The sequence below is a fragment of the Parashewanella curva genome (assembly GCF_003675895.1).
GTDB lineage: Bacteria > Pseudomonadota > Gammaproteobacteria > Enterobacterales > Shewanellaceae > Parashewanella > Parashewanella curva.
The window spans coordinates 15281-36709 of record NZ_ML014770.1; the positions used below are offsets into that span (position 1 = coordinate 15281).

18 protein-coding genes and 3 tRNA genes are annotated in these 21429 nt (G+C 39.5%); 13 read left to right on the plus strand and 8 right to left on the minus strand.

Annotated features, from left to right (window positions below; genetic code table 11):
- Positions 1–54: 54 nt before the first annotated feature.
- The 3 genes from D5018_RS08645 to D5018_RS08655 all read left to right on the plus strand — a co-directional run bounded on the left by D5018_RS08645 (position 55) and on the right by D5018_RS08655 (position 2365).
- The gene (locus tag D5018_RS08645; RefSeq protein ID WP_121838613.1) at positions 55–1149 is read left to right on the plus strand and encodes an opioid growth factor receptor-related protein; all 1095 of its coding nucleotides are present in this window, start codon (positions 55–57) and stop codon (positions 1147–1149) included.
- Positions 1150–1251: 102 nt separating this feature from the next.
- Positions 1252–1677: a GNAT family N-acetyltransferase gene (locus tag D5018_RS08650; protein ID WP_121838614.1), complete on the plus strand. Its 426-nt coding sequence runs from the start codon at positions 1252–1254 to the stop codon at positions 1675–1677.
- Between the two features lie 52 nt (positions 1678–1729).
- Complete coding sequence (locus D5018_RS08655; RefSeq protein WP_243637406.1) at positions 1730–2365, plus strand: hypothetical protein; 636 nt, start codon at positions 1730–1732, stop codon at positions 2363–2365.
- Between the two features lie 216 nt (positions 2366–2581).
- Here the strand turns inward: D5018_RS08655 and D5018_RS08660 are convergent, their stop codons facing one another.
- Positions 2582–3436, minus strand: coding sequence for a PfkB family carbohydrate kinase (locus D5018_RS08660; protein ID WP_121838615.1), 855 nt, complete (start codon positions 3434–3436; stop codon positions 2582–2584).
- A 221-nt stretch (positions 3437–3657) separates the two neighbouring features.
- Here D5018_RS08660 and uvrY point away from each other — a divergent pair, with 221 nt between their 5' ends.
- The 6 genes from uvrY (at position 3658) to D5018_RS08690 (ending at position 7260) form a co-directional block, all read left to right on the plus strand.
- The gene (gene uvrY, locus D5018_RS08665) at positions 3658–4302 is read left to right on the plus strand and encodes a UvrY/SirA/GacA family response regulator transcription factor (protein ID WP_121838616.1); all 645 of its coding nucleotides are present in this window, start codon (positions 3658–3660) and stop codon (positions 4300–4302) included.
- A gap of 12 nt (positions 4303–4314) precedes the next feature.
- Entirely contained in the window at positions 4315–6150 is a 1836-nt protein-coding gene (gene uvrC, locus D5018_RS08670; protein ID WP_121838617.1) for an excinuclease ABC subunit UvrC, read from the plus strand.
- 146 nt (positions 6151–6296) lie between these two features.
- The gene (gene pgsA, locus D5018_RS08675) at positions 6297–6854 is read left to right on the plus strand and encodes a CDP-diacylglycerol--glycerol-3-phosphate 3-phosphatidyltransferase (RefSeq protein WP_121838618.1); all 558 of its coding nucleotides are present in this window, start codon (positions 6297–6299) and stop codon (positions 6852–6854) included.
- Between the two features lie 121 nt (positions 6855–6975).
- Positions 6976–7051, plus strand: a tRNA-Gly gene (locus D5018_RS08680).
- A gap of 14 nt (positions 7052–7065) precedes the next feature.
- Positions 7066–7139, plus strand: a tRNA-Cys gene (locus D5018_RS08685).
- Positions 7140–7173: 34 nt separating this feature from the next.
- Positions 7174–7260 (plus strand) — tRNA-Leu (locus D5018_RS08690).
- Positions 7261–7262: 2 nt separating this feature from the next.
- On the opposite strand, the gene D5018_RS08695 is transcribed toward D5018_RS08690, so the two are convergent.
- On the minus strand, positions 7263–8357 hold the full coding sequence (locus D5018_RS08695) for a DUF2608 domain-containing protein (protein WP_165905026.1): 1095 nt from the start codon (positions 8355–8357) through the stop codon (positions 7263–7265).
- An 881-nt stretch (positions 8358–9238) separates the two neighbouring features.
- Here D5018_RS08695 and D5018_RS08700 point away from each other — a divergent pair.
- From D5018_RS08700 to D5018_RS08715, 4 genes are all read left to right on the plus strand, one after another.
- Entirely contained in the window at positions 9239–10303 is a 1065-nt protein-coding gene (locus D5018_RS08700; RefSeq protein ID WP_121838620.1) for a DcaP family trimeric outer membrane transporter, read from the plus strand.
- A gap of 24 nt (positions 10304–10327) precedes the next feature.
- Complete coding sequence (locus tag D5018_RS08705) at positions 10328–11392, plus strand: TRAP transporter substrate-binding protein (RefSeq protein WP_121838621.1); 1065 nt, start codon at positions 10328–10330, stop codon at positions 11390–11392.
- A 75-nt stretch (positions 11393–11467) separates the two neighbouring features.
- A complete protein-coding gene (locus tag D5018_RS08710) occupies positions 11468–12016 on the plus strand; it encodes a TRAP transporter small permease subunit (RefSeq protein WP_121838622.1) in 549 nt (182 codons plus the stop codon).
- 2 nt (positions 12017–12018) lie between these two features.
- Positions 12019–13407 (plus strand): TRAP transporter large permease, encoded by a 1389-nt coding sequence (locus D5018_RS08715; RefSeq protein WP_121838623.1) that lies wholly within the window; start codon positions 12019–12021, stop codon positions 13405–13407.
- 81 nt (positions 13408–13488) lie between these two features.
- Here D5018_RS08715 and D5018_RS08720 read toward each other — a convergent pair whose 3' ends face one another.
- From D5018_RS08720 to D5018_RS08745, 6 genes are all read right to left on the minus strand, one after another.
- Positions 13489–16068: an ankyrin repeat domain-containing protein gene (locus D5018_RS08720; protein ID WP_121838624.1), complete on the minus strand. Its 2580-nt coding sequence runs from the start codon at positions 16066–16068 to the stop codon at positions 13489–13491.
- Between the two features lie 235 nt (positions 16069–16303).
- Positions 16304–16924, minus strand: a complete 621-nt coding sequence (locus D5018_RS08725) for a response regulator (protein ID WP_121838625.1) — start codon at positions 16922–16924, stop codon at positions 16304–16306.
- Positions 16917–18341 (minus strand): cache domain-containing protein, encoded by a 1425-nt coding sequence (locus D5018_RS08730; RefSeq protein WP_121838626.1) that lies wholly within the window; start codon positions 18339–18341, stop codon positions 16917–16919. The genes D5018_RS08725 and D5018_RS08730 overlap by 8 nt, the downstream gene beginning before the upstream one ends.
- A 109-nt stretch (positions 18342–18450) precedes the next feature.
- Complete coding sequence (locus D5018_RS08735; protein ID WP_121838627.1) at positions 18451–19125, minus strand: LutC/YkgG family protein; 675 nt, start codon at positions 19123–19125, stop codon at positions 18451–18453.
- Between the two features lie 4 nt (positions 19126–19129).
- Positions 19130–20575, minus strand: a complete 1446-nt coding sequence (locus D5018_RS08740; RefSeq protein ID WP_121838628.1) for a LutB/LldF family L-lactate oxidation iron-sulfur protein — start codon at positions 20573–20575, stop codon at positions 19130–19132.
- A complete protein-coding gene (locus D5018_RS08745; RefSeq protein ID WP_121838629.1) occupies positions 20569–21351 on the minus strand; it encodes a (Fe-S)-binding protein in 783 nt (260 codons plus the stop codon). Before D5018_RS08745 ends, D5018_RS08740 begins: the two co-directional genes overlap by 7 nt.
- Between the last annotated feature and the right edge of the window lie 78 nt (positions 21352–21429).

Consider the following 21429-nt stretch of genomic DNA (forward strand, 5'->3'; position numbering starts at 1 on the left):
TAGGAGCACCATCCCTGATAAATTAGTAGAATGCTGATGTAGGCTGGAAAAGTTATGGGCGGTTTTTTAGTTAATTTAGCAAGTACTAATTGTTGTTTACCGATGACAAGAAGTGTTGCTGAGGATGAAATTCAACAAATAATAGCGTCAACCAAAGAATCTTCCCTTGAAGATATATTAGGTAAAGGGGAAAAGATTAAAGATTGGTTTTGTGGTACCTGCAGAGCTAAAGCTCTTCGAGCATTATATAAAGTTTCTCACGCTCAATCAGCAAAGCCCGCTATTTATGCTATGGCAGAACTACAGAAATATGTTGGCGAAGATTTTCGGGGTAATTTTAATGTTGTAATCATGACTGAGAACCGCTATAGGTTTACGATTATAGTTGATGAGACGGAAATCGTATTAGCTAACAACCTGAAGTGGTCTCAATCACAACAGGATGTTATTGAACCCTTTGCAAGTCTAGTAGCATCAGCTGATGAGAGTTGTCACCTCCTTGAAGATAATCGGAACAGTTTACCTGTTATAAGAGCTGGTTCGGCAAAGAGCCGCTCTGTGAGTGATGAACATTTGATAACGCAGCATTGGTTGTTATTTCTTCGAATTGAAGACTATAAAGGTCCTGGTTGTAGGTATACATTTAAGCAAATCAAGCAAATGGATTATGTTCAATTAGAAAGAAGCAATAGCTATATTCACTTACTATTTCCTGCCAGTGATATCAGCGAAAGTGATAGTTCATCCGCTTTACTTACTATGCCGATGGCAGTTGAAATACAAGAAAGTAAACAACTGCAGCAAAATGTAGCTGAACGACTTGATTTTATGTTGAAGTTCTGGGGGATACAAAGGGATGGAGACACTTTTTTCATTGCTGATGATACCCAGGCTTGTACTACGTGGAAAAAGCCTAAATACGATCATAATTTGAGTCGGGTAACTCTAGCACTGCAATTTTTACAGCAAGTTGGGTTTAAAGATTGTGCGAGAAATCTTTTAGAATTTTTAAATCAGCAATTACCAATAATTTATGCTGAAGGTAAAGATCTTCAAAAATTACAGGCGATAAAGGGGGAATGGAGAGCTAAACTTCAATTAAACAACCTAGGCTATCGCGAATTAAACTTCCCTCGAGATCAAACATAAAAGATGACAGTATATATAGCTATTGACCTTAATCTTGTAATAAAGGAAAAAACATATAAGTTGTTAACGAGTACAGTTTTTTAACGATAAATGGAATTAAATGTGATTATAGAAGTAAACTCTAACCCCTCAAAAGAAGATTTAAAAACTATCAGTGAAGGTATTCAATCTTTTAATCAACAACATATGACAGACGAAGTCGTGTTTGAACCTGATACTAAGTTTGCAGTATTTGCAAGAGACGACGAAGGGAATGTACAAGGCGGGATCAGAGCTGTTGCATTTTGGGATTATTGTATTATCGAGTTGTTATGGCTTTCTGAAGCAACAAGAGGTCAAAGAGTCGGAAGTCGTCTTATGTCTGCTGCTGAAAACTTTGCTCGCGAAAAGGGTTTTACTCATATGCGCACCGAAACCTTGAGTTTCCAAGCACGACCGTTTTATGAAAAGTGTGGCTATCGTGTATATGGGGAGTTAGCTGATTATCCCAAGGGGCATACTACATACTGTTTAGTAAAAGATTTATGATAATTAGGGCACGCCCTAGATAACATCATGTAAATAATAAGGAATAACAACAATGAAAAAGTACATGATATGTGCTGCAGCTGTAGTGGCAGCATTTTCAACCTACACCCATGCTGGTTCTGCAATTCAGCTTACAGGTAAGCCTGTAATTAAACCTGCTCCATTAGTGAGTATTACATCTCATGATGCTTTTTTTAATAACCTAAAAAAGCATTGTGGTAAGGCCTATGAAGGCAAGGTCATTGTCGATAACCAAGACAACGGCTCTTTCAGTGATAAGAAACTGGTCATGCATGTGAGAAAATGCAGCGATACAGAACTTCAAATTCCGTTTCATGTTGGCGATGATTCATCTCGAACTTGGATCATTACCAAAACCGGATCAGGGTTAAGCCTTAAGCACGATCACCGAATGGCAAATGGCGAGTATGATGCTTCAACTATGTATGGCGGTCATACAATCGATGCTGGTTGGGGTAATGCACAATCATTTCCAGCGGATCAATATTCTAAAGAGCTGTTTGTTCGTCAAGGTATTCCTCAATCAAATAACAATATTTGGCAGATCTTTATTTATCCTAAAAAATACACATACCGCTTAATACGTCAGGGTAGAGAGTTTGAAGTGGACTTTGATCTTAGCAATCCAGTAACTCCGCCTGCAGCACCTTGGGGCTATCAAGACTAAGAGATTAACGAAATTGATACAATATTATGATATTGTTGCAGATATTCACGGTCATGCTCCAAGGTTAACCTGAGATCTGCATAAGCCAACCTCTACAGCACAGCTGCTTATGCGTATTTCAGAGTTAGTACAGTTCGAAATAGAACTGTCTATTACGAACTGTACTGCCTTGAACTACAGAATTCATTCCTTAATGCAAACCATAATCGAGCTGTGTCACTCACATTCATCATTTTTGTTTAAATAATCTATTAATTGTTGACCAGGTATGGAAGTTTCACTAGCAACGGCGCAGGCTGCCCAATGTGCGGCTACGTGCATAGAATCAATGATAGATAATTCGGTGGTTAAGCCATGAATTAACCCCGCAGCATAGGCGTCACCTGCGCCGGTCGCATCAATCACTTTAGTTTTATTGGCGGGAACTCTTTGCTCACCTTGTTCAGAGTAGACTGTGGCTCCATGTTCACCATTGGTAACTACGAAGTGCTTTAAGCTATCACCAGCAATTAATTTCCCGTATTCCCAGCATGGAAGGTGGCTTCTACCTAACATATCGGTAGCAGATGCAATTAAAACATGACAGGGGCGGCTTCGTTCATCTTTGCCTAACTGGGCTACAACTAAACAATGGTTAAGTGCACTTTTAGACCAACTACTAGCCCCTTGAGCCGAAGTATTGATATAGAGTGCGTCCCAATGTTTCCACTCCAGTGGCATACCCAGTTCAAATAGCGGGCGATTTGGGCGAACAATGGTTCTTTCTCCATCAGGGGTTACCATCAAAATCAACTCATTGGTTTGAGACTTATGCCTTGATATGTAACTACAATCAATTTTATGGGCTTGAACTTGGTTGATTAGCCAATCTCCTAAATGGTCTTTTCCGACCTCACTCATTAATGCGATTTTATGGCCAGCATAGGCGAGGCTGATCCCTGTATTGGAGCCACCGCCCCCTAATCTTTGCCCTTGGTCTTGATAGAGGAATCGACCGCCAAGGTGTATCGGTTTGTCTAGGTGCAATACACGATCACAATTTAAATTGGCAATGAGAAATATGTTAGCCATGAGTGATATTAGTTATATTTGTATGTGATAGTTCAATAATGACATTTTTGCCGCTACTAGATAAGTCTATAAGCTAGCATTTTCAGGATAAATTAAGACTTTACTTTTCAAGTGCCAATATATTGACCGATTCGAAGGGTTTTAGGTTAAATTTTGCTTTGAATATATTAGCTTATAAGATAAATTGGAATCGCCTAATTACGATAAAAAGGTTGATAAGATTGATAAGGGTATATTTGGTCGATGACCATGAAATAGTGCGCACAGGTATCCGTAGAATATTGGAGGATGAGAAGTCATTTAAGGTTGTTGGCGAGGCACCTGATGGCGAAACTGCAGTGCAATGGTCGAGAGATAATGAAGCTGATATTATCTTGATGGACATGAACATGCCTGGAATGGGTGGCTTAGAAGCTACTAAAAAGATTTCTCGATATCGACCACATGCACGTATTATTGTTCTGACAATTCAAACAGAAGATCCTTTTCCGACTAAAGTTATGCAGGCTGGTGCTTCTGGTTACCTAACAAAGAATGCATCACCGCCAGAGATGATCAATGCTATTCGTCAAGTGGCACATGGTCAACGTTATTTGTCGCCTGAAATTGCTCAAAAGATAGCGCTTAATCAAGTAACGAATCATGAGGAAAATCCATTTTCTGCATTGTCTGAACGTGAATTGCAAATTATGATGATGATCACTAATGGCGAGAAGGTAAATGATATATCAGAGAGGCTTAATTTAAGTCCAAAGACAGTCAACAGTTATCGTTACCGTTTATTTTCAAAATTAGATATTAATGGTGATGTAGAGCTAACACGTCTTGCGATCCGTTATAAAATGTTAGATACCACTCAGTTTTAATGGGTTTATGTTTTGCCAACCGATAACGGATTTGAACCAAAAAATTTTTTAAAAACGGTTTCTAACCAAGCGGGTGTTTATCGTATGTACGATGTGTCCGCAACGGTTATATATGTCGGTAAAGCGAAAGATTTAAAAAAGCGTCTTTCTTCCTATTTTCGTAAAAACTTATCTAATGTAAAAACTCAGGCTTTAGTGAAAAGTATTGCTAATATTGACGTTACTGTAACTCACAGTGAAACTGATGCCCTGATTTTAGAAAATGATTACATTAAGCAATATATGCCCAAATACAATGTATTGCTTAGAGATGATAAGTCCTATCCATACATTTTACTCAGTGGTCATAAACATCCTAGATTGGCTTATCATCGCGGAGCTCGACGCGAGAAGGGACAATATTTTGGCCCATATCCCAATGGCGGTGCAGTAAGAGAAAGCCTACACCTTCTACAGAAAATTTTCCCAATTCGCCAATGTTCTGATATCTATTATAAGGCGAGATCTCGCCCTTGCTTGCAGTATCAGCTTAAACGCTGCAATGCCCCATGTGTAGGGAAAGTGAGTGATGAAGATTATCAACATCAAGTAAAGCTTGTTGAGTTGTTTCTTAAAGGAAAAGATCAACAAGTGATGAAAAGCTTAGTTGATAATATGGAAAAGGCTGCTCAGGATTTTGAATATGAAAAAGCGGCTCAATATCGAGACCAAATTACGGCATTAACCAAAGTTAGCGAACAACAAGAAGTCTCAAAAACCAGTGGCAATATGGACGTTGTTGGTGTCAGTTATCAGTCAGGAATTGCATGCTTCCATATTTTATTTATTCGTGATGGGAAAATATTTGGAAGCAGAAGTTATTATCCTAAAGTTCCAACACATACTGAATTAATTGAAGTCTTGACTTCTTTTATTGGTCAATTTTATTTGAACTCTGATATTCAGCGAACAGTGCCATCAGAAATTTTGATCGAAGAAAAGTTTGATGGTTTGACAGAAATAGAACAAGCGCTTATTAAATCATTGGGAAAAAAAGTGGTGTTCAAGTCGAATGTGAGAGGGGAAAGGGCAAGCTTTTTGCGTTTAGCTCAAACTAATGCATCGAATTCCGTTATGACTCGTTTAGCCCATAAAAATACCGTTGAGCAAAGGTTCGTCTTATTACAAGAAGTATTAGAACTCAGTAAACCGATTCAACGAATGGAATGTTTTGATATTAGTCATAGCATGGGAGAAAGCACCGTTGCTTCCTGTGTCGTGTTTAATCGGGAAGGGCCTAATAAGGCCGATTATCGTCGTTACAACATTTCAGGAATTACAGGTGGTGATGATTATGCCGCCATGAAGCAAGCTATAAGCCGTCGTTTCGACAAAATTAGTAATTCAGGCAAAGTGCCAGACATTTTATTTATTGATGGTGGGCTTGGGCAGTTACGTATTGCCCAAGAAGTTGTCGATGAAAAGTGTATTAACTTAGATGAGCCACCAATATTAGTTGGAGTGGCTAAGGGTGAGGGTAGAAAGCCCGGTCTAGAAACTCTAATTTTGGGGGAAACGGAAGTTGAATTTAATCTAAAATCTGATTCTCCGGCCTTGCATTTAATTCAGCACATTCGAGATGAGTCTCATCGGTTTGCGATTACCGGTCATCGAAATAAGCGTCAAAAAACACGAAACACCTCCACCTTGGAAGGCATTCCTGGTGTTGGCCCAAAACGCCGCAAAGCGTTACTTCAGTTTTTAGGTGGTTTGCAAGAAGTTAAAAGCGCCAGTGTAGCTCAATTATCAAAAGTGCCGGGAATTAGCTCAGAAATGGCGCAAACTATATATGATTCATTGCGGGGGTAGTAAAAATCAGGCAAGATTAACTCAGAAAAAGCAGTGAGATGCATAATTGTTGCCATTGGCTCAAAATCGGGCCATGAACCATATTACGCAAGCCTTTTAACTGGGGTTCTCAGAGTTCAGAGCCCAAAATTTAAAGTGAACAAAAGATGCCGTTTAATCTTCCCATAGCCTTGACTTTATTCCGCCTTATCTTGGTCCCTGTTTTTATTGTATTGTTTTACCTTCCATACTCTTGGGCTAATTTTGCTGCTGCTTTTGCCTTTTGGCTTGCAGCGGTTACTGACTTTTTTGATGGCTATGCTGCAAGAAAACTTAAGCAGTCGACTCGATTTGGTGCATTTTTAGATCCTGTCGCAGATAAACTCATGGTGGTTTTAGCCTTAGTGCTCTTAGTTCAACAATATTCTAGCGTTTGGCTAACAGTACCTGCGATTATTATGATTGGCCGTGAAATTGTCATTTCAGCATTGAGAGAATGGATGGCGGAGATTGGCAAACGCGGTGCCGTAGCTGTAGGTTGGATAGGAAAGTATAAAACAGCAGTACAGATGGTAGCCATTATTGGACTTATTTGGCAACAAAGTAACTTTATGGTGTCGCTGGCCTATGTACTTCTTTATATTGCAGCAATTTTAACTTTGTGGTCCATGTTTGTTTATATTGGTGCTGCATGGAAGGATTTAACGGCAGAAGAGAACCAATAGAATATAAAATGTTCAAACGATTGGCGTTTAAGTAAAAGGTTGTTGACAGCTTCGAGCAAATCCGTAGAATGCCAATCCGAAGTCAAGGGGAGCTACCGCAAACCAAGACTGATTAAGAAATGCGACATTAGCTCAGTTGGTAGAGCGATACCTTGCCAAGGTATAGGTCATCGGTTCGAACCCGATATGTCGCTCCAATTTCTTGATTATCGGCGCGATGGCAGAATGGCTATGCTGCGGATTGCAAATCCGTCGATCTCGGTTCGACTCCGGGTCGCGCCTCCACAATTAAACTGCATTAGTCAGTTGCACTCAAGATGCCCGAGTGGTGGAATCGGTAGACACAAGGGATTTAAAATCCCTCGCTGGTAACAGCGTGCCAGTTCAAGTCTGGCCTCGGGTACCATCTTATAATTCTTTGAGTTCTTTCAAATCTGCTCGTTGACTTATTATTCTTATATATTCAATTAAACTTATAATTTCATTACCATAGTCTTTGGACTCAAATAGACTCAATAGCGAACCTTCAAAACCATTATCTGCGATATACTGTAACCGATGTGGAACACCTGCAAGCATTTGGAATGTCATAACTTTATCTTCAAACTCTTGTTTTACAAGCTCTATATTGTGTGATTGATCGTCAACAAAAATTATTTGCTCACAATCCGGGTGAGCACTGTTGAGGTAATTCCTTAATTGCTTTCCTTTGTTCGCTTGCCCAAAGTGCTTGAAATGAAATTCGTCATCAGCTTTAGTTAAAATTTTTTCAAATAATTTAAAGTCAAGATTCACCATTTGAAGAGATTCGAGTTTAACTTGTAAGACCTTGATTGGAGAGTGAGTGATAATTACAAAGAATGAGTTTTTAAAAGTTGATGCTAGCTCTGCAATAATATTTCCTATATTAGGTTCTACAGGCGAAAAGCAATAACTTTCTTGGATCAAAGTTGCTTTTATAAGGACTTCGTCTAAATCCAAAGCAAAGCACGTTTTTTTGTCTGTGTTAAATCGCTGGATAGTTTTATCCTGCAGTTCATTAAGGGAAAGAATAGAGTGGTCTACGAATGCCTGGTTTTTTGTGGCTGTAGACCTCGCGGCATCGCTTTGAACAACAAAGGTCATGAAATCTACTTGCTCAAGTGCCTGAAATATCGTTGGTGAGAGTATCGACTTATTGAGCTCAGCAATTACCCAGTCCATAAGTTTTTTTATTGTTACTTCACCTCTCAGTTCGTCATTACACTCTTTATAGGTAAATGAAACTGGAATTATTTGGTATTGTAATAAGTTGAAAGTAACCGTCGCTGAGCACGATATTAGTTGACGATTTGAGGTGTTGAATGCTGCTAAATACAAGAGAGTAAACTGGCAATGATAGTGTTTGACTTGATATAGTTTTTGATTTGCGAGCAGTCCAGTTAAATTAAGGATGGTTTGTGCAGTAGGAGAAAAGTGTTCGTGGGCAATTATAATGCCATCTTTTTTTCCATCAAAATGCACAGCGCTATCATAATGAAAATCAAATGCTAAGGTTGGTTCAGTAGGTTGTATAGCCAAAAGTCTTCTTTAACTTTTTGAATGATTGACTGATCTTATGCCAGTACTTATCATTCTAATAGTTAAATAAACTTAACCAAATAAAAGGGAACTCATTAAGTAAGATTTCCTATTTAAACATTTTTGAATAGTGGGATATTACTGAATTTAGCGACAAGACTAACGATTCTTGTCAATTATTGAAGATAAATAAGTGCTTGGTTCCTGCCCAAGGTCGTTATTTCTAATATTACAAATACCCTGCGCTAAATTTTTTCTTTTCAATTGAAGCGACATTCGGGCATACAGGTAAGCTGATTTCACATTCGTAATAACACTAGGGGGCGTTCCTAATTAATGACTTTTTGATTTGTTACAGCCTAAAATTCGCAAAATCAAGGCACGAAGAATGAAGTTTAGTGAACTAAACGAAAGATGAGTAACGAATAGTTTGCGAATTTTAGTCGTAACCCGTAGGGCTGCGTTTATTTAGTGTTTAAACTGCGTTGTTAAATGTTTATGTAGAAACGAAGTAACGACAGTTGTGTATGTCGGTAGTAACTACACCGCACATTTTCCGCCTTGTTTAACCACGAAATTAACAGCCGCAAATCAAAAATCTAATTGGGAACACCCCCTAGAGTAGAATCATCTGCTTCCAGAACATTCAATATAAATCGCCCATTTTGTATCTTCTAAGTGTAAACACGTAGAAAAAATACGTGTGTTTGCGGATTATCCTGCGTTCATAAGTTTTCTATTGTATTGCCTGTAAAAAAACGAAATAAGCCTGAGCAAAATTTTTAAACCCATAAGGCTGATTTCAACAACTACAGGTAACCAATATGAAAACTACAATAATAAGATCTGGTTTAGTGTTGTCGGCGTTATTCTCGGCTTCTTCTTTTGCAGACTATACCCTCAAAATTAATGATCAACAGTCCGTATCTTTAGGCGGTTATTTTAAAGCGGATCTTCGAAGTGTGAGTGGAGATTTAGCCTACCGCGATTTTTGGATTGCAAATAACGGGGTAAAAAAAGATACCGATGAAACCAGACTGAATATTCGTGAGTCTCGTTTTAATATCAAATACAATTACAACGATTTCAAAGCCGTCCTAGAATGGGACTTCTATGATGACCAACAACCGACAGGTGCCAATGAAACCGTTACAGGCGGTCACTCGTTAAGACTTCGCCACGCCTACGTACAACACAAAGAGTGGTTAGTGGGTCAAACATGGTCAACCTTTATGCCACTTGTCTCTATTGCAGAGGCTTTAGATTTTGGTGGTGCACATGTTGCTCAAGTCTTCGTTCGTCAAACTCAAGTTCGATATACCAATGGCGGGCTTGAACTTGCGCTAGAAAACCCGTCAACCCAAGACGGTACAAGCCAAAAAATTCCTGATGCAGTTGCTCGTTATACGTTCAAAGGTGATTGGGGACAAGTAGCGTTAGCGGGTCTTGTTCGTAATTTGGATAACGGTGGTGATGTTACTAAAGCTGACGGCACTCAATTTGCCTATAACATCAGTGGTCGTATCAAAACCTTTGGTAAAGATGATTTCCGCTTTTCATATAACGGTGGACGTCCTGGGCGTTATACCGGTCCTGCTGCAAACATTGCCGATAATAACATAGACGGAAAAATCTATGATGTTCAGGCTTATACCGTTGCTTATCGTCATTTCTGGAATGACAGTTATCGTTCAAACATTTATTACGGCGCATTAAAAATTGACGATCAAATCGGTAAAGATGGTAAGTCTACCGACCGCTCTCATATTGCCATTAACCTTCTGAAAAGCATCAACCCAAAAACAACGGTTGGTATTGAAATTGGCCAATACAAAACAGAATCAGCCGATTCGAATTATCTACAACTTTCTTATAAGTACTCACTGTAACGCATAGGCTCAGAGGATTTTATTATGAAAAAGCTACCATTACTGATCATGACTGCGTTGGCAACAGCGAGTGTTTCAACAGCAGCGTTCGCCGAAAAGAAGATCATGCTTAAAACGCCTGTGTATTACAACACGGTATTGCCGGGCTTAGGCTCTCCAATTAAATATGTTGCCGATAACATTAAAACCTTAAGTGGCAACAGCTTACGCATGAAAATTTATGAACCTAACAAGCTGGTCAATCCGAAAGAAATTTTGGGTGCGGTTTCAACCGGTAAAGTTCAGGCCGGTTTTGCGACAGCAGGAAATTGGAGTGGAAAAATTCCTGCTGCTCGCCTTTTCTCTGCAATCCCATTTGGCCCTGAAGCGCCTGAGTATCTAGCATGGTTTTATCAAGGTAATGGCAATAAATTACACCAAGAGCTTTATGACAAGAATAACCTGAATGTAAAAGTACAAATTTGTGGTGTATTACCACCAGAAACATCAGGTTGGTTCAAAAAAGAGATTAACAAGCCAGAAGATCTTCAAGGTCTTAAGATGCGTTTCTTTGGTCTAGGTGCTCTAGTGATGGAAAAACTAGGTGTAAGCACTGTAGGCTTACCGGGCGGTGAAATCTTCCCTGCGATTGAGAAAGGTGTGATTGATGCAACTGAGTTCTCAATGCCGATTGTTGATAAGCGTATTGGCCTTAAAAAGGTTCTTAAATACAACTACTTCCCTGGTTGGCACCAACAAGCAACAATGATGGAGCTGATCATTAATAAGAAAGTTTGGAACAAAATGAGCGACCGTCAGCAGTCAGTGATTGAACATATTTGTAAATCAGCAACCTTAGATGCACTCGCTTATGGCGAAGCAATCCAATCACCAGTAATCAAAGAGAACGTGAAAAGTGGCGTAATCAACAAGTACTGGTCACCAGAGATGCTAGATACCTTCAAATCGAAGTGGGAAGAAGTCGTTGCTGAGCAATCTAATGCTGACCCTGAGTTCAAACGTATCTACGCTGATCTTGAGCAATTCCGTAAAGATTATGACTTATGGGAAGCCAATGCTTTCCTACCACGAGTCAAGCCTAACCTTTAATTCCTTTATCACCCCTTGTACTGCTCTTTGATGTTTTAAGAGCAGTACACTCTCAAAATTGAATTAGGAGGATGTATGACTAATTCAAATTCCCATACTACCAGTACTACTCGTGCGGGTTTCATCAAATTAGCTGATATTTTTGAACAAGCTGTACTAAAAGTTTCTGCTGTAAGTTGTTGGTCATCGGCCTTATTAATTGCTGTCATTATATGTAACGTCATCATGCGTTATGGCTTTAACAATGGTTTAATTGTTTTCGAAGAAATTCAATGGCATTTGTACGCGATTGGCATCATGTTTGGCCTTGCATACGCTGAAATCACAAATTCTCAAGTAAGAGTTGATGTGGTGGCATCACGCTTAAAGCCTAAGACTGTGATTAAGTGGGAAATCTTTGGAACAGTATTTTTTGTTTTCCCAACTATTTATGTGATTCTGTTTAATAGTTTTGATTATGTTGCAGATTCTTTTGCATTGTCTGAGCGTTCATCTTCTCCTCTAGGTTTACCTTTTCGCTGGTTAATTAAAGCTGCTATTCCTGCCAGTTTCATCATGTTGACACTTGCTGTTACCAGTCGTTTGATCCGTAACTTTATCGCCCTTACAGAGAAGGAGGCCTAGTAATGGAATTCAATGAAATCCTCGTCATAGGAATGTTCCTGACATTTATCGCATTTTTGTTTACCGGTATTCCGATTGCTTATGTATTGGCTGGTGTTGGAATCCTATTTGGCGCTATTGGCTATTGGTCAGACATTTACATGGATACCTTTACTGGCCTTGATTTGAATGTACTTGGCATCAGTGTTTCTCGAATATTCTCATTAATGGAAAACTGGGTGCTGGTGGCATTGCCCATGTTTATCTTTATGGGATTAATGCTGGATAAATCTGGTGTTGCTGAACGCATGATGATGGCTATGCAGCAACTGTTTGGCCGAGTTCGTGGTGGTTTAGGTATTACAGTTACCTTAATCGGTATCATCCTTGCGGCATCAACAGGCATTATCGGAGCTTCAGTAGTATTGCTTGGCTTGTTATCGATTCCTGCCATGATGCGTCAAAACTACTCTAAGACTTTCGCTACAGGAATTGTATGCAGTGCAGGTTGTTTGGGTATTTTGATCCCACCTAGCATTATGTTGGTGATCATGGCTGATCAGTTAGCCTTGTCGGTTGGTGACTTGTTTACAGCTGCAGTGTTTCCTGGGTTAATGCTGGGGGCCGTTTATCTGGTTTATATTCTTGGTTTGTCTTTCTTTAAGCCAGACGTAGCCCCAGCGCCAGAAGACAGAAAGCCGTTTGATTGGCATGTACTTAAAGAAGTATTCAACGCCATCTTTCCGCCAATTGTGTTAATTGTTGCTGTACTAGGCTCTATTTTTGCTGGTATTGCAACGCCTACTGAAGCCAGTGGAGTAGGGGCTTTAGGTGCAACTATTTTGGCGGCAGTGAATAAAAAGTTAAATCTTAAAGTGTTCCACGAAGTGTTGATGTCTTCGTTCAAAACTACAGCTTATATTTTTGCGATTTTTATTGGCGCAACCATTTTCTCGCTTGTACTTAGAGAACTTGGTGGTGATGAGCTAATTACGAGCTTTTTAACAGGGTTACCTTTTGGCCCTTACGGTGTGTTATTGGTTATTCTGGGGATCGTATTCCTGCTAGGATTTTTGCTGGATTGGATTGAAATCACTTTAATTGTATTACCGTTACTTGCACCTGTAATTGGCGAGCTGGATTTCAATATCGCACAGGGTGCTGGGTTAGATCAACCTGTCTTAGTCTGGTTTGTAATGCTGATTGCGGTAACTCTGCAAACATCATTCTTAACACCACCAGTAGGCTTTGCCTTGTTCTATTTAAAAGGCGTATGCCCTCCAGAAATCAAACTAACGGATATCTATAAAGGCGTTATTCCGTTTATTCTACTGCAATTATTAGGTCTTGGGGTATTAATTCTATTCCCTGATGTTGCGCTGTGGTTGCCGTCTGTGGTTTATGGAAACTAGCTTATTTTAGTAATTAAAAACAAAGCCTGCATCAATTGAATGCGGGCCTTGTTCAGTGGTTATACCAATTAAGAAGGAGTGTTATTCAAGACCCTCTATTGCCTTGCTCATCCTTGGATTATTAAATTTCTTTACCATAGCTTCCGCCGTATAGGTTGTCCCAGTAGAGAGCCAGTCGGCATTCCCTCGATAAACAATACTGTCTGATTTATTTGCACCTAATCTTATCAATTCTTTTACTAGATGAGACCATCTATTATTGATTGCAATGATTAATGGGGTTGTTTCGCATTTCAATTCGTCATCATAATAAACAGTATGTACACCACCTGATGTTGCATTCATGAATGCCTTAACACAATTCCAGTTCCCGTTCTTTAAGGCAATACTCATTATTGATGTATTTTCGAATAGTGTGGTTGCTAATTTTGCCTTATCAGCCACTCTTTTAAGAATAATTTGTACAACCTGTGAATTTTTGGCTTTAAGTGCAATAGCCAGTACTTGAGGTTCGGTCATAAACTGACTATCAATTAATGTATTGATGATATATTCACCTTTTCCATCTATGCCTGAACTTTTCTTGATTACACCACCTTTTACTAATTCAAATAAGCTATTGTTATCAAAGTGTCTAATTGCTCCACCATGCCATAGCAGTTCGAAGCACTCATCGTTGCCATTTTCAACTGCTCGTTGAATAGGTGTTCGTGGCAAGTCATAACTACGTTGCGGTGCAGGTACATCAGCGTATTTCTCAAGTGAAACATCATGCTCAATTAACACTGAAAGTGCCTTCAACTTATGATGGGTAATGGCGAGATGAACCATATCTTCGCCAGACTTGGTGACAGCATTTGTGTTTTTTATAGCACCTGATTGTAGTAGATAAGTTAATGTTTTAGTTCTGCCGTAGATAACAGCTAAATGCATTGGTAACCGTGCTTTTCCATCAACGCTGATATAAGACACGGAAGCTTTGTTGTGCTCTATTAACATCTTTGCAATGTCTTCATGACCATGAATAATGGCCAGATGTAGCGGCATAAAGCCTTCGTTATTACTTTTTCGTAGTGATACACCAAATTTTAATAGGAGGGTTACACACTCTCTATCGCCTTTCATCACAGCAAGATGTAAAGGCGTATTATTATCTTTAGTCGTAAACTGTGCATCCGTAATTGATAACAGTTTATTTAGTAATATAGAATTTCTGGCTTCAATGGAGGCTATAATCAAATTCTGCTGTGCTTTTTCGGTTAATAATTTTCTTAATATGTCATCATCGAGTTGCTCAATAATAGCTACATTTTGTAATGCAGGATGATTTGAATAGGTTGAACCTCTTGCCATAGATGTAGAAATTAGTCGAGCACAAACTTGTGGTTCGAGTTCACTCAGTAAGGCGGCTTCAAAAAATGGTTGAGAGCAATCAGATGCTGTTAACATGCCATTTATTTCAGTATTTAATTCTGACTGTTTTTGCCACCAACACAGCTTTTGAATTAATGTCACTTTTATCGCTTTTTTAACTTCTTCAGCTATGTCTTGGTTTTCTACTAGTTGGCAATAGGTTTGTTCAGCTTGCTTTGGGGCTTCTGTACTGCAAATCATTTGGTTGGCAATATCTAATTGAGCCTTGGGAGCAAGGCTACTCCATGCAATTTCAGAAATAAATTGAGAACCGAAAAAATCTAATTTCTCACTATTACGTTGTAAATAAATTAAATTATTCAAACAAACGACTTCCCAATAAAAACAGCCACAAATGGGATCTGTTGTCTTATGTTCACCTAAGAGCTCATCTTTCACAAACGGCAGCAATAAGAAAGAACCGTTACTTTTAGGTGTAGAGAAATGTCTAGCCTCAGTCATTTCTTGACCATCAGCACAAGATTTTTTTGGATCTGTAAACTGTATAGCCATTCCTTCTCTCCACTTCAGTTTTTGAGGATTTTGTCGCTGAAATTGTTCGAGCAGGATGGTTTGTGTTGATAGAGAGAAAACAAACTGTGTGAGTTCCCTTAATCGTATTGAATGGCTTGGTGATAGATATTCAGAACGATTTACTGCTGGTTTTTTTGAGGTTTTTTGTAAGAAACAGAACTCGGCAGTAAGATTTTGCTGTAACCAAGATGTTAGTTGCTCGATGCTTAAATTGCTTTTTGTTTCTTCAATAAAGGCTTTTGCGATAATTGTTAGTTGTTGCTGATGAAACTTATTAACCAGTTCTTTTGGCTCTAATAGATGATAAATTAAAACAATGGTGGCTTGCTCAAGTCCCTTTGGGTTGTTTGGGTGCACAGAAAATTCAGTATTAAATCGAGTTAAAACCAGTTGTTTAACGTTATCATCGACATAATTTGATACAAGTTGGCAGATAATCCAGTTGAGCATAGCAACACTTTGCACCATTGATGTATCACCATCGATAGTCAAAAAGCTATATTCCTTAATATTACGTTTGAATAGTTCCAGTTGATTCGTCATCTCTGGATTTCTGTTTTGCATACAGTAAGATTCAAATAAGCTTTGATTGACGGAAAGTGGAACCTGAATATAATCATCTTCATTCAATATATTTTGCTGTAATAATTTATTTCTTGCAGCCGCCTGAGTAAATGATGAATTCAGTTCAGTCGACGTTACTGAAGTTGCCATAATATTTTTGCTCAACAAGGTTAAGTTACTTGCTTTATGATGATTAATTGAGCGTAAGTACAGAAAAGTTAATGAGAATTCATTTTTGCGATAAGAAAGGTTTAACCTTGATTTTGGGTGTTAGATTGAAGTTGTAAGCAGGGTGAATTTAAATTTTTTAGTTTTGCAGCAATTTGCATTCAGTAGTTTTGCTCTGTATGTATTAACGACCAACAGAGCAAGGCCAAATTTAATATTACTTATCCAATCCATAATCAATTGCGTAACGAACCAAACCAATAGTTGTTTCAATATCCAATTTCTGTTTGATATTTCGTTTATGAGTTTCGATGGTTCTGACACTGACATTCAGCTCTTGAGCAATTCGCTTATTACTCAGTCCTTGAGAAATCAATCGTAAAACGAGTTGTTCACGGCGGGTCAGAATGGCTTTTTGCTCACCCGAAAGTTCGTTGGATAAGATTTCTGTTACTTCAGAGCTAAAATACGATTTACCTGAAATCACTTTTTTAATAGCGGCAATCAACTCATTACCGGGAACGTCTTTGAGAATATAGCCATTGGCACCATGACGCATGGCGCCAAGGATGTATTCCTTATCATCATGCATGCTTAGCATCAGCACTTTGCAGTCGATGTTTTGTTCTTTGATCAATTCTAAAACGTACATGCCATCCATTTCCGGCATATTAATGTCCATTAGCACTAAGTCAAAGTCATCATTATTTAATAACTCCCACGCTTGCTTACCATTTTCGGCTTCAGCAGTAATGTCTAAATCGTCTTCGAGGCTGAGTCTTGCTCTAAGACCTTCACGGAAAAGAGGGTGGTCGTCTGCCAATAAAATTTTATACATTTTGTTCACCTATTGAGGGTGTTTCACTTGCGTTGTTTGCTACGTATCTCAGTTGATCTTGAGGAATTTTTGCAATCACCTTGGTTCCCGTTTCTTTCGATTTCACTTGCAGTTCGCCGTAGTAAAAGCTCAAGCGTTCCTTCATGTTTCGCAAACCAATGCCTTCAGTGCGTTTCTCGTTGTTATCGCTATTTTCATAGCTTGCATGGTTAAAGCCTTTGCCATTGTCGGCAATAGTTAATGTTAACCAGCCCGGAGTTAATTTGAGTGTTAAGTTCACTTTTGAAGCATTGGCGTGCTTTTCAACATTGGTTAATGCTTCTTGAGCAATGCGATATAAAGTGGTTTTCACATTGGGCGAGAGAATATTGCGTATCGACAAACGCGTGACATTGACTTCAATTCCCGTACGATTAGAAAAGTCGCGCGCGAGTTCTTCTAATGCCGCCCCCAGACCATAGTCTTCAAGTACACCGGGATGAAGCTGGTGAGAGATGCTACGAATATCTCCCATAATTTGACTGATCAACTCCATCGAACGTTCTAATTCTTGTTCTGCCGACATTTGTTTTTGCTGCTTTAATAATGCGGTTTCCAATGAGAACTTCGCAGCAGCAATGGTTTGACTGATGCCATCATGCAGTTCGCGGGAAACCCGTTTGCACTCTTCTTCTTGAGTTTGAAATATACGCTCATTAAGTTGTCTTAGCTTTTTGTTCGCCAATTTACGCTCACTAAAGCGAATAAACAGACCTGTGATGAAGATGGTAATAATTGAGAACAGACCGATGACAAGCGTAAAAATTGATGTGCTTTGAATGTGTTCGCTTATATTGGTGTTTAGTGTTGCGACTTCTTGATCGATATCATCGAGATACACGCCTGTTCCCAACATCCATTGCCATTTATCCAGAAAGGTTGAGTAAGCCAGCTTTTTACTAACTTCGCCATTTTTAGATGGTTGGTTAAATACGTATTGAATGTAACCACCACCTTGTTTTGCTTGATCGATTAAGCCTTTAACGATTTTAACGCCATTTTGATCTTCCATGTCCATCCAGTTTTTGCCGACTCGCCACTGTTGGTTGGGAAGCACAAGGTTAGTACCATCAAGTTTATAGGCAAAATAATATCCATCTTCACCAAATCGCATATCGTTAAGAATTTGCTTTACCAATTCTTGTGCTTGTTTTTCATTGAGGTTGGGGTTTTGGTAGACGTGATTGATTGCACCTTCTGCAAGCGCAATGTAATTTTTTAATTCTTCTTTACGATGATTAATTACACTACGCTGGTATTCATTAGTGGTTTGCTCAGAAAGAGATTGGTACTCGACTTGAGTGACAATAAGTACTGCGCTGAGAGCTGCGATAAGCGGCAAAATAGTAACCAATTGCAGCTTGAGATTTATATTCATTCTTAACTCCGGCTTGTTTGCCTATTCATTGCCTCCTGCACGAAATACGGAATGGGATTGAATCAAAAATGTGATCCAAATCCCATGATGTAAGACAAAGAAATGTGAATTAGACGTTTATTAATAAGACAACCAACTCTTTTGGGCCGTGGGCACCGTAAGCTAAGGTTTGTTGAATATCTGCAGTTTTTGATGGACCCGAAATAAACACGATATTGGTTGGCATGTTTTGTTGCCATTTTTGCTTAACTAACACATCGGAAAAACTTGGATACAGCTTTTGTGCATCCACAATCACAAAGTGAACTGGCGGCACCAATGACAAAGTGCGAGGCTCATTTTCATCTGGCCAAAGTACAATAGTGCCTGTTTGGGCTATTGAGCACAGTGATGTCGATAACGATGCAGCAACCTCGTTGAATAAATAAGGTTTATTTTGTTGTAAATCGAAATCGTACTCTTGCACTTCTAATTGCGCACTTAATCCATCTTTGTATTCAGAATTGGTGCCGATAAGAATTTTATTTAGGTTTCTTTTACTTAATTCCTCAGCAACGATTCTCTCAATACTCTCTTTTGAGGTATTTATGACTTGTGCATGGTTTGCAGTTAAATTGTTCGTAAATAATTCCAATTGCTGCTGATGGCTAAGTTCTGGGTATTCATAAGCCATTTCAACGGGTAACTTACTGTAATCTGCTCCAGATACTTGTGCTTTTAACTTTGCCAAAATGCTCGATTTTGACTTACTGCTAAGTTGTTGCAATTCAGTTTTGGTACTCATAGATCTACTTCCGTTCTCTCAAGCGTTCATGCAAAGTTCTCGCGGCTGGTTTAGGTGCGGTTCTCACACTTGTCCATCCACCCAGTTTGTTGGGTATAAGGAACCGAAAGCGCGTGACCATAAACATTGATAATCGATACAATGCCGGTACTTTGTGAACCAGTGACCATGCTTTCCAAATACTGGCTTCTAATGTTGTTCTACCGCTGCCTTGGCCTTTCATAATCACGGGTTGCTGTGATTCAGGCTTCACGCTTTCTTTACGTAATCGCAGTAACAATTTGGGAATCGGGATTTTTACAGGGCAAACTTCACCGCAAGCGCCACATAAACTGGATGCCGTGGGTAAATTGCTGGTGGCTTCAAGTCCGAGCATATGAGGCGAAACAATTTTACCAATAGGTCCCGGATAAACCGTGCCATAGGCGTGACCACCTATGCGGGTGTATACAGGACAATGGTTCATACACGTACCACAACGAATGCATTGTAAGGTTTGCCTTAATTCATCATCGGCAAACGCTTGGCTGCGTCCGTTATCCAACAGAACAAGGTGTACTTCTTCTGGCCCATCTTTCTCGCCTTTTTTACGAGGAGATGAAATCATATTGAAGTAGGTCGAAATAATCTGCCCCGTTGCACTTCTGGTCAGCAGGCTTAGCAGGGGGGGAATGTCAGCCATATGCTCAACGACTTTTTCAATCCCCGTAATGGCAATGTGTAAATCAGGCACCGTCGTACACATACGACCATTACCTTCATTTTCAACTAGACAAAGCGTTCCAGTTTCAGCCACCGCGAAGTTTACCCCTGAAATACCGACGTCGGCATTACAAAACTTTTCTCGTAAGGTTTTACGACCTTGTTGAATGAGCGCATCAACATCAGTGGTGTGCTCAAAATCGTTAATATTGCCCGAGAATAAATCGGCGACCTGCTTTTTATTTTGATGAATGGCAGGCATGATGATGTGGGAAGGGTGTTCTTTCGCAAGTTGAACAATAAACTCCCCCATATCCGATTCAAGGCATTCAATATCACGTTGCTCAAGGTAATCATTTAAGGCGGTTTCCTCTGAAACCATAGACTTACCTTTAACGACGGTTTTGCCTTTTTTGCTGGCAATCAACTGAGCGATCATTTCATTAGCTTGAGCTGGTGTTTCAGCCCAATGAACATGAATGCCATTTTTGGTGAGATTTTGCTCTAACTCTTCCAGTAAATGTGGCAACTTAAGCAAACAACGTTGCTTGATCAGCTGGGCTTGGCGTCTGAGGGTTTCAAGTTCGTCTTGTTCAGGAAAGGCGGTTTTACGCTTGTCCATCAAGTAATCCATCGCGCCGCGGAAGTTGCTGCGTAGCTCTTGATTAGCTAAATCACGATCCACATTTTTTCTAAACTTTCTGGCAGACTCGGCATACTTGCTTTCTTGCTCATGAATATTCAACATTTTGAGCCACCTTGTTCTTTCGTTCGTGAAAGCAGATAACTGGCAATGTGTTCACCACGAAGGGATTGTTTTTGATACTCTAACGAACCATTGATATTCATCATGCATCCATGGTCAGCACTCACATAGCGCACCACATCAGCATTAAGTAAATTCTTGGTTTTATCTCCAACCATTGCAGCTGAAATATCGGCATGCTTTACAGCAAACGTACCGCCAAAGCCGCAACATTCACTTTCGTAATCGTGCTTGATAACTTCAACATTATCTAATTGGTCAAGTAACTGATTACCTGTGATATGCACGCCCATTTCACGCCTAGCTGCACAAGATGTATGTAACGCAACACGCTCTGGCGAACCTTTATCTTCTAATTTGATATGCAGCGAATGAACAAGAAATTCCGTAAATTCAAAAATGCGATCACAAAAGCTTTTTATTTCGGGCTCGTCACCCAAAAGTTCTAAATAATGGTGACGCATCATGCCACCACACGAACCAGAAATAACGACAATTGGGATATCTAAAGGGAATTGCTTTATCTGCTGAAGTGCAACCGCTTTTGCTTCATCTTGATAACCAGAGTTATAGGCCGGTTGACCACAACACGTTTGTCCTTGAGGGAAGATCACTTCAATGCCTTGATGCTCAAGAAACTCAATCGCATCCATGCCCGTATCGGGAAAGAGGGTATCTACTAAACAAGTGCCATACAGGTAGACTTGTTTAGGCTTTTGCGGATAATTGCGTAAGTGTTGGCTATTTAATTGGCTCATTACATTTCCTTAATCTCACCGAGCAACTGATAAAGAAGATGCTGTGCGACCAAATTCAAATATTCTGCCGCTTTGAGA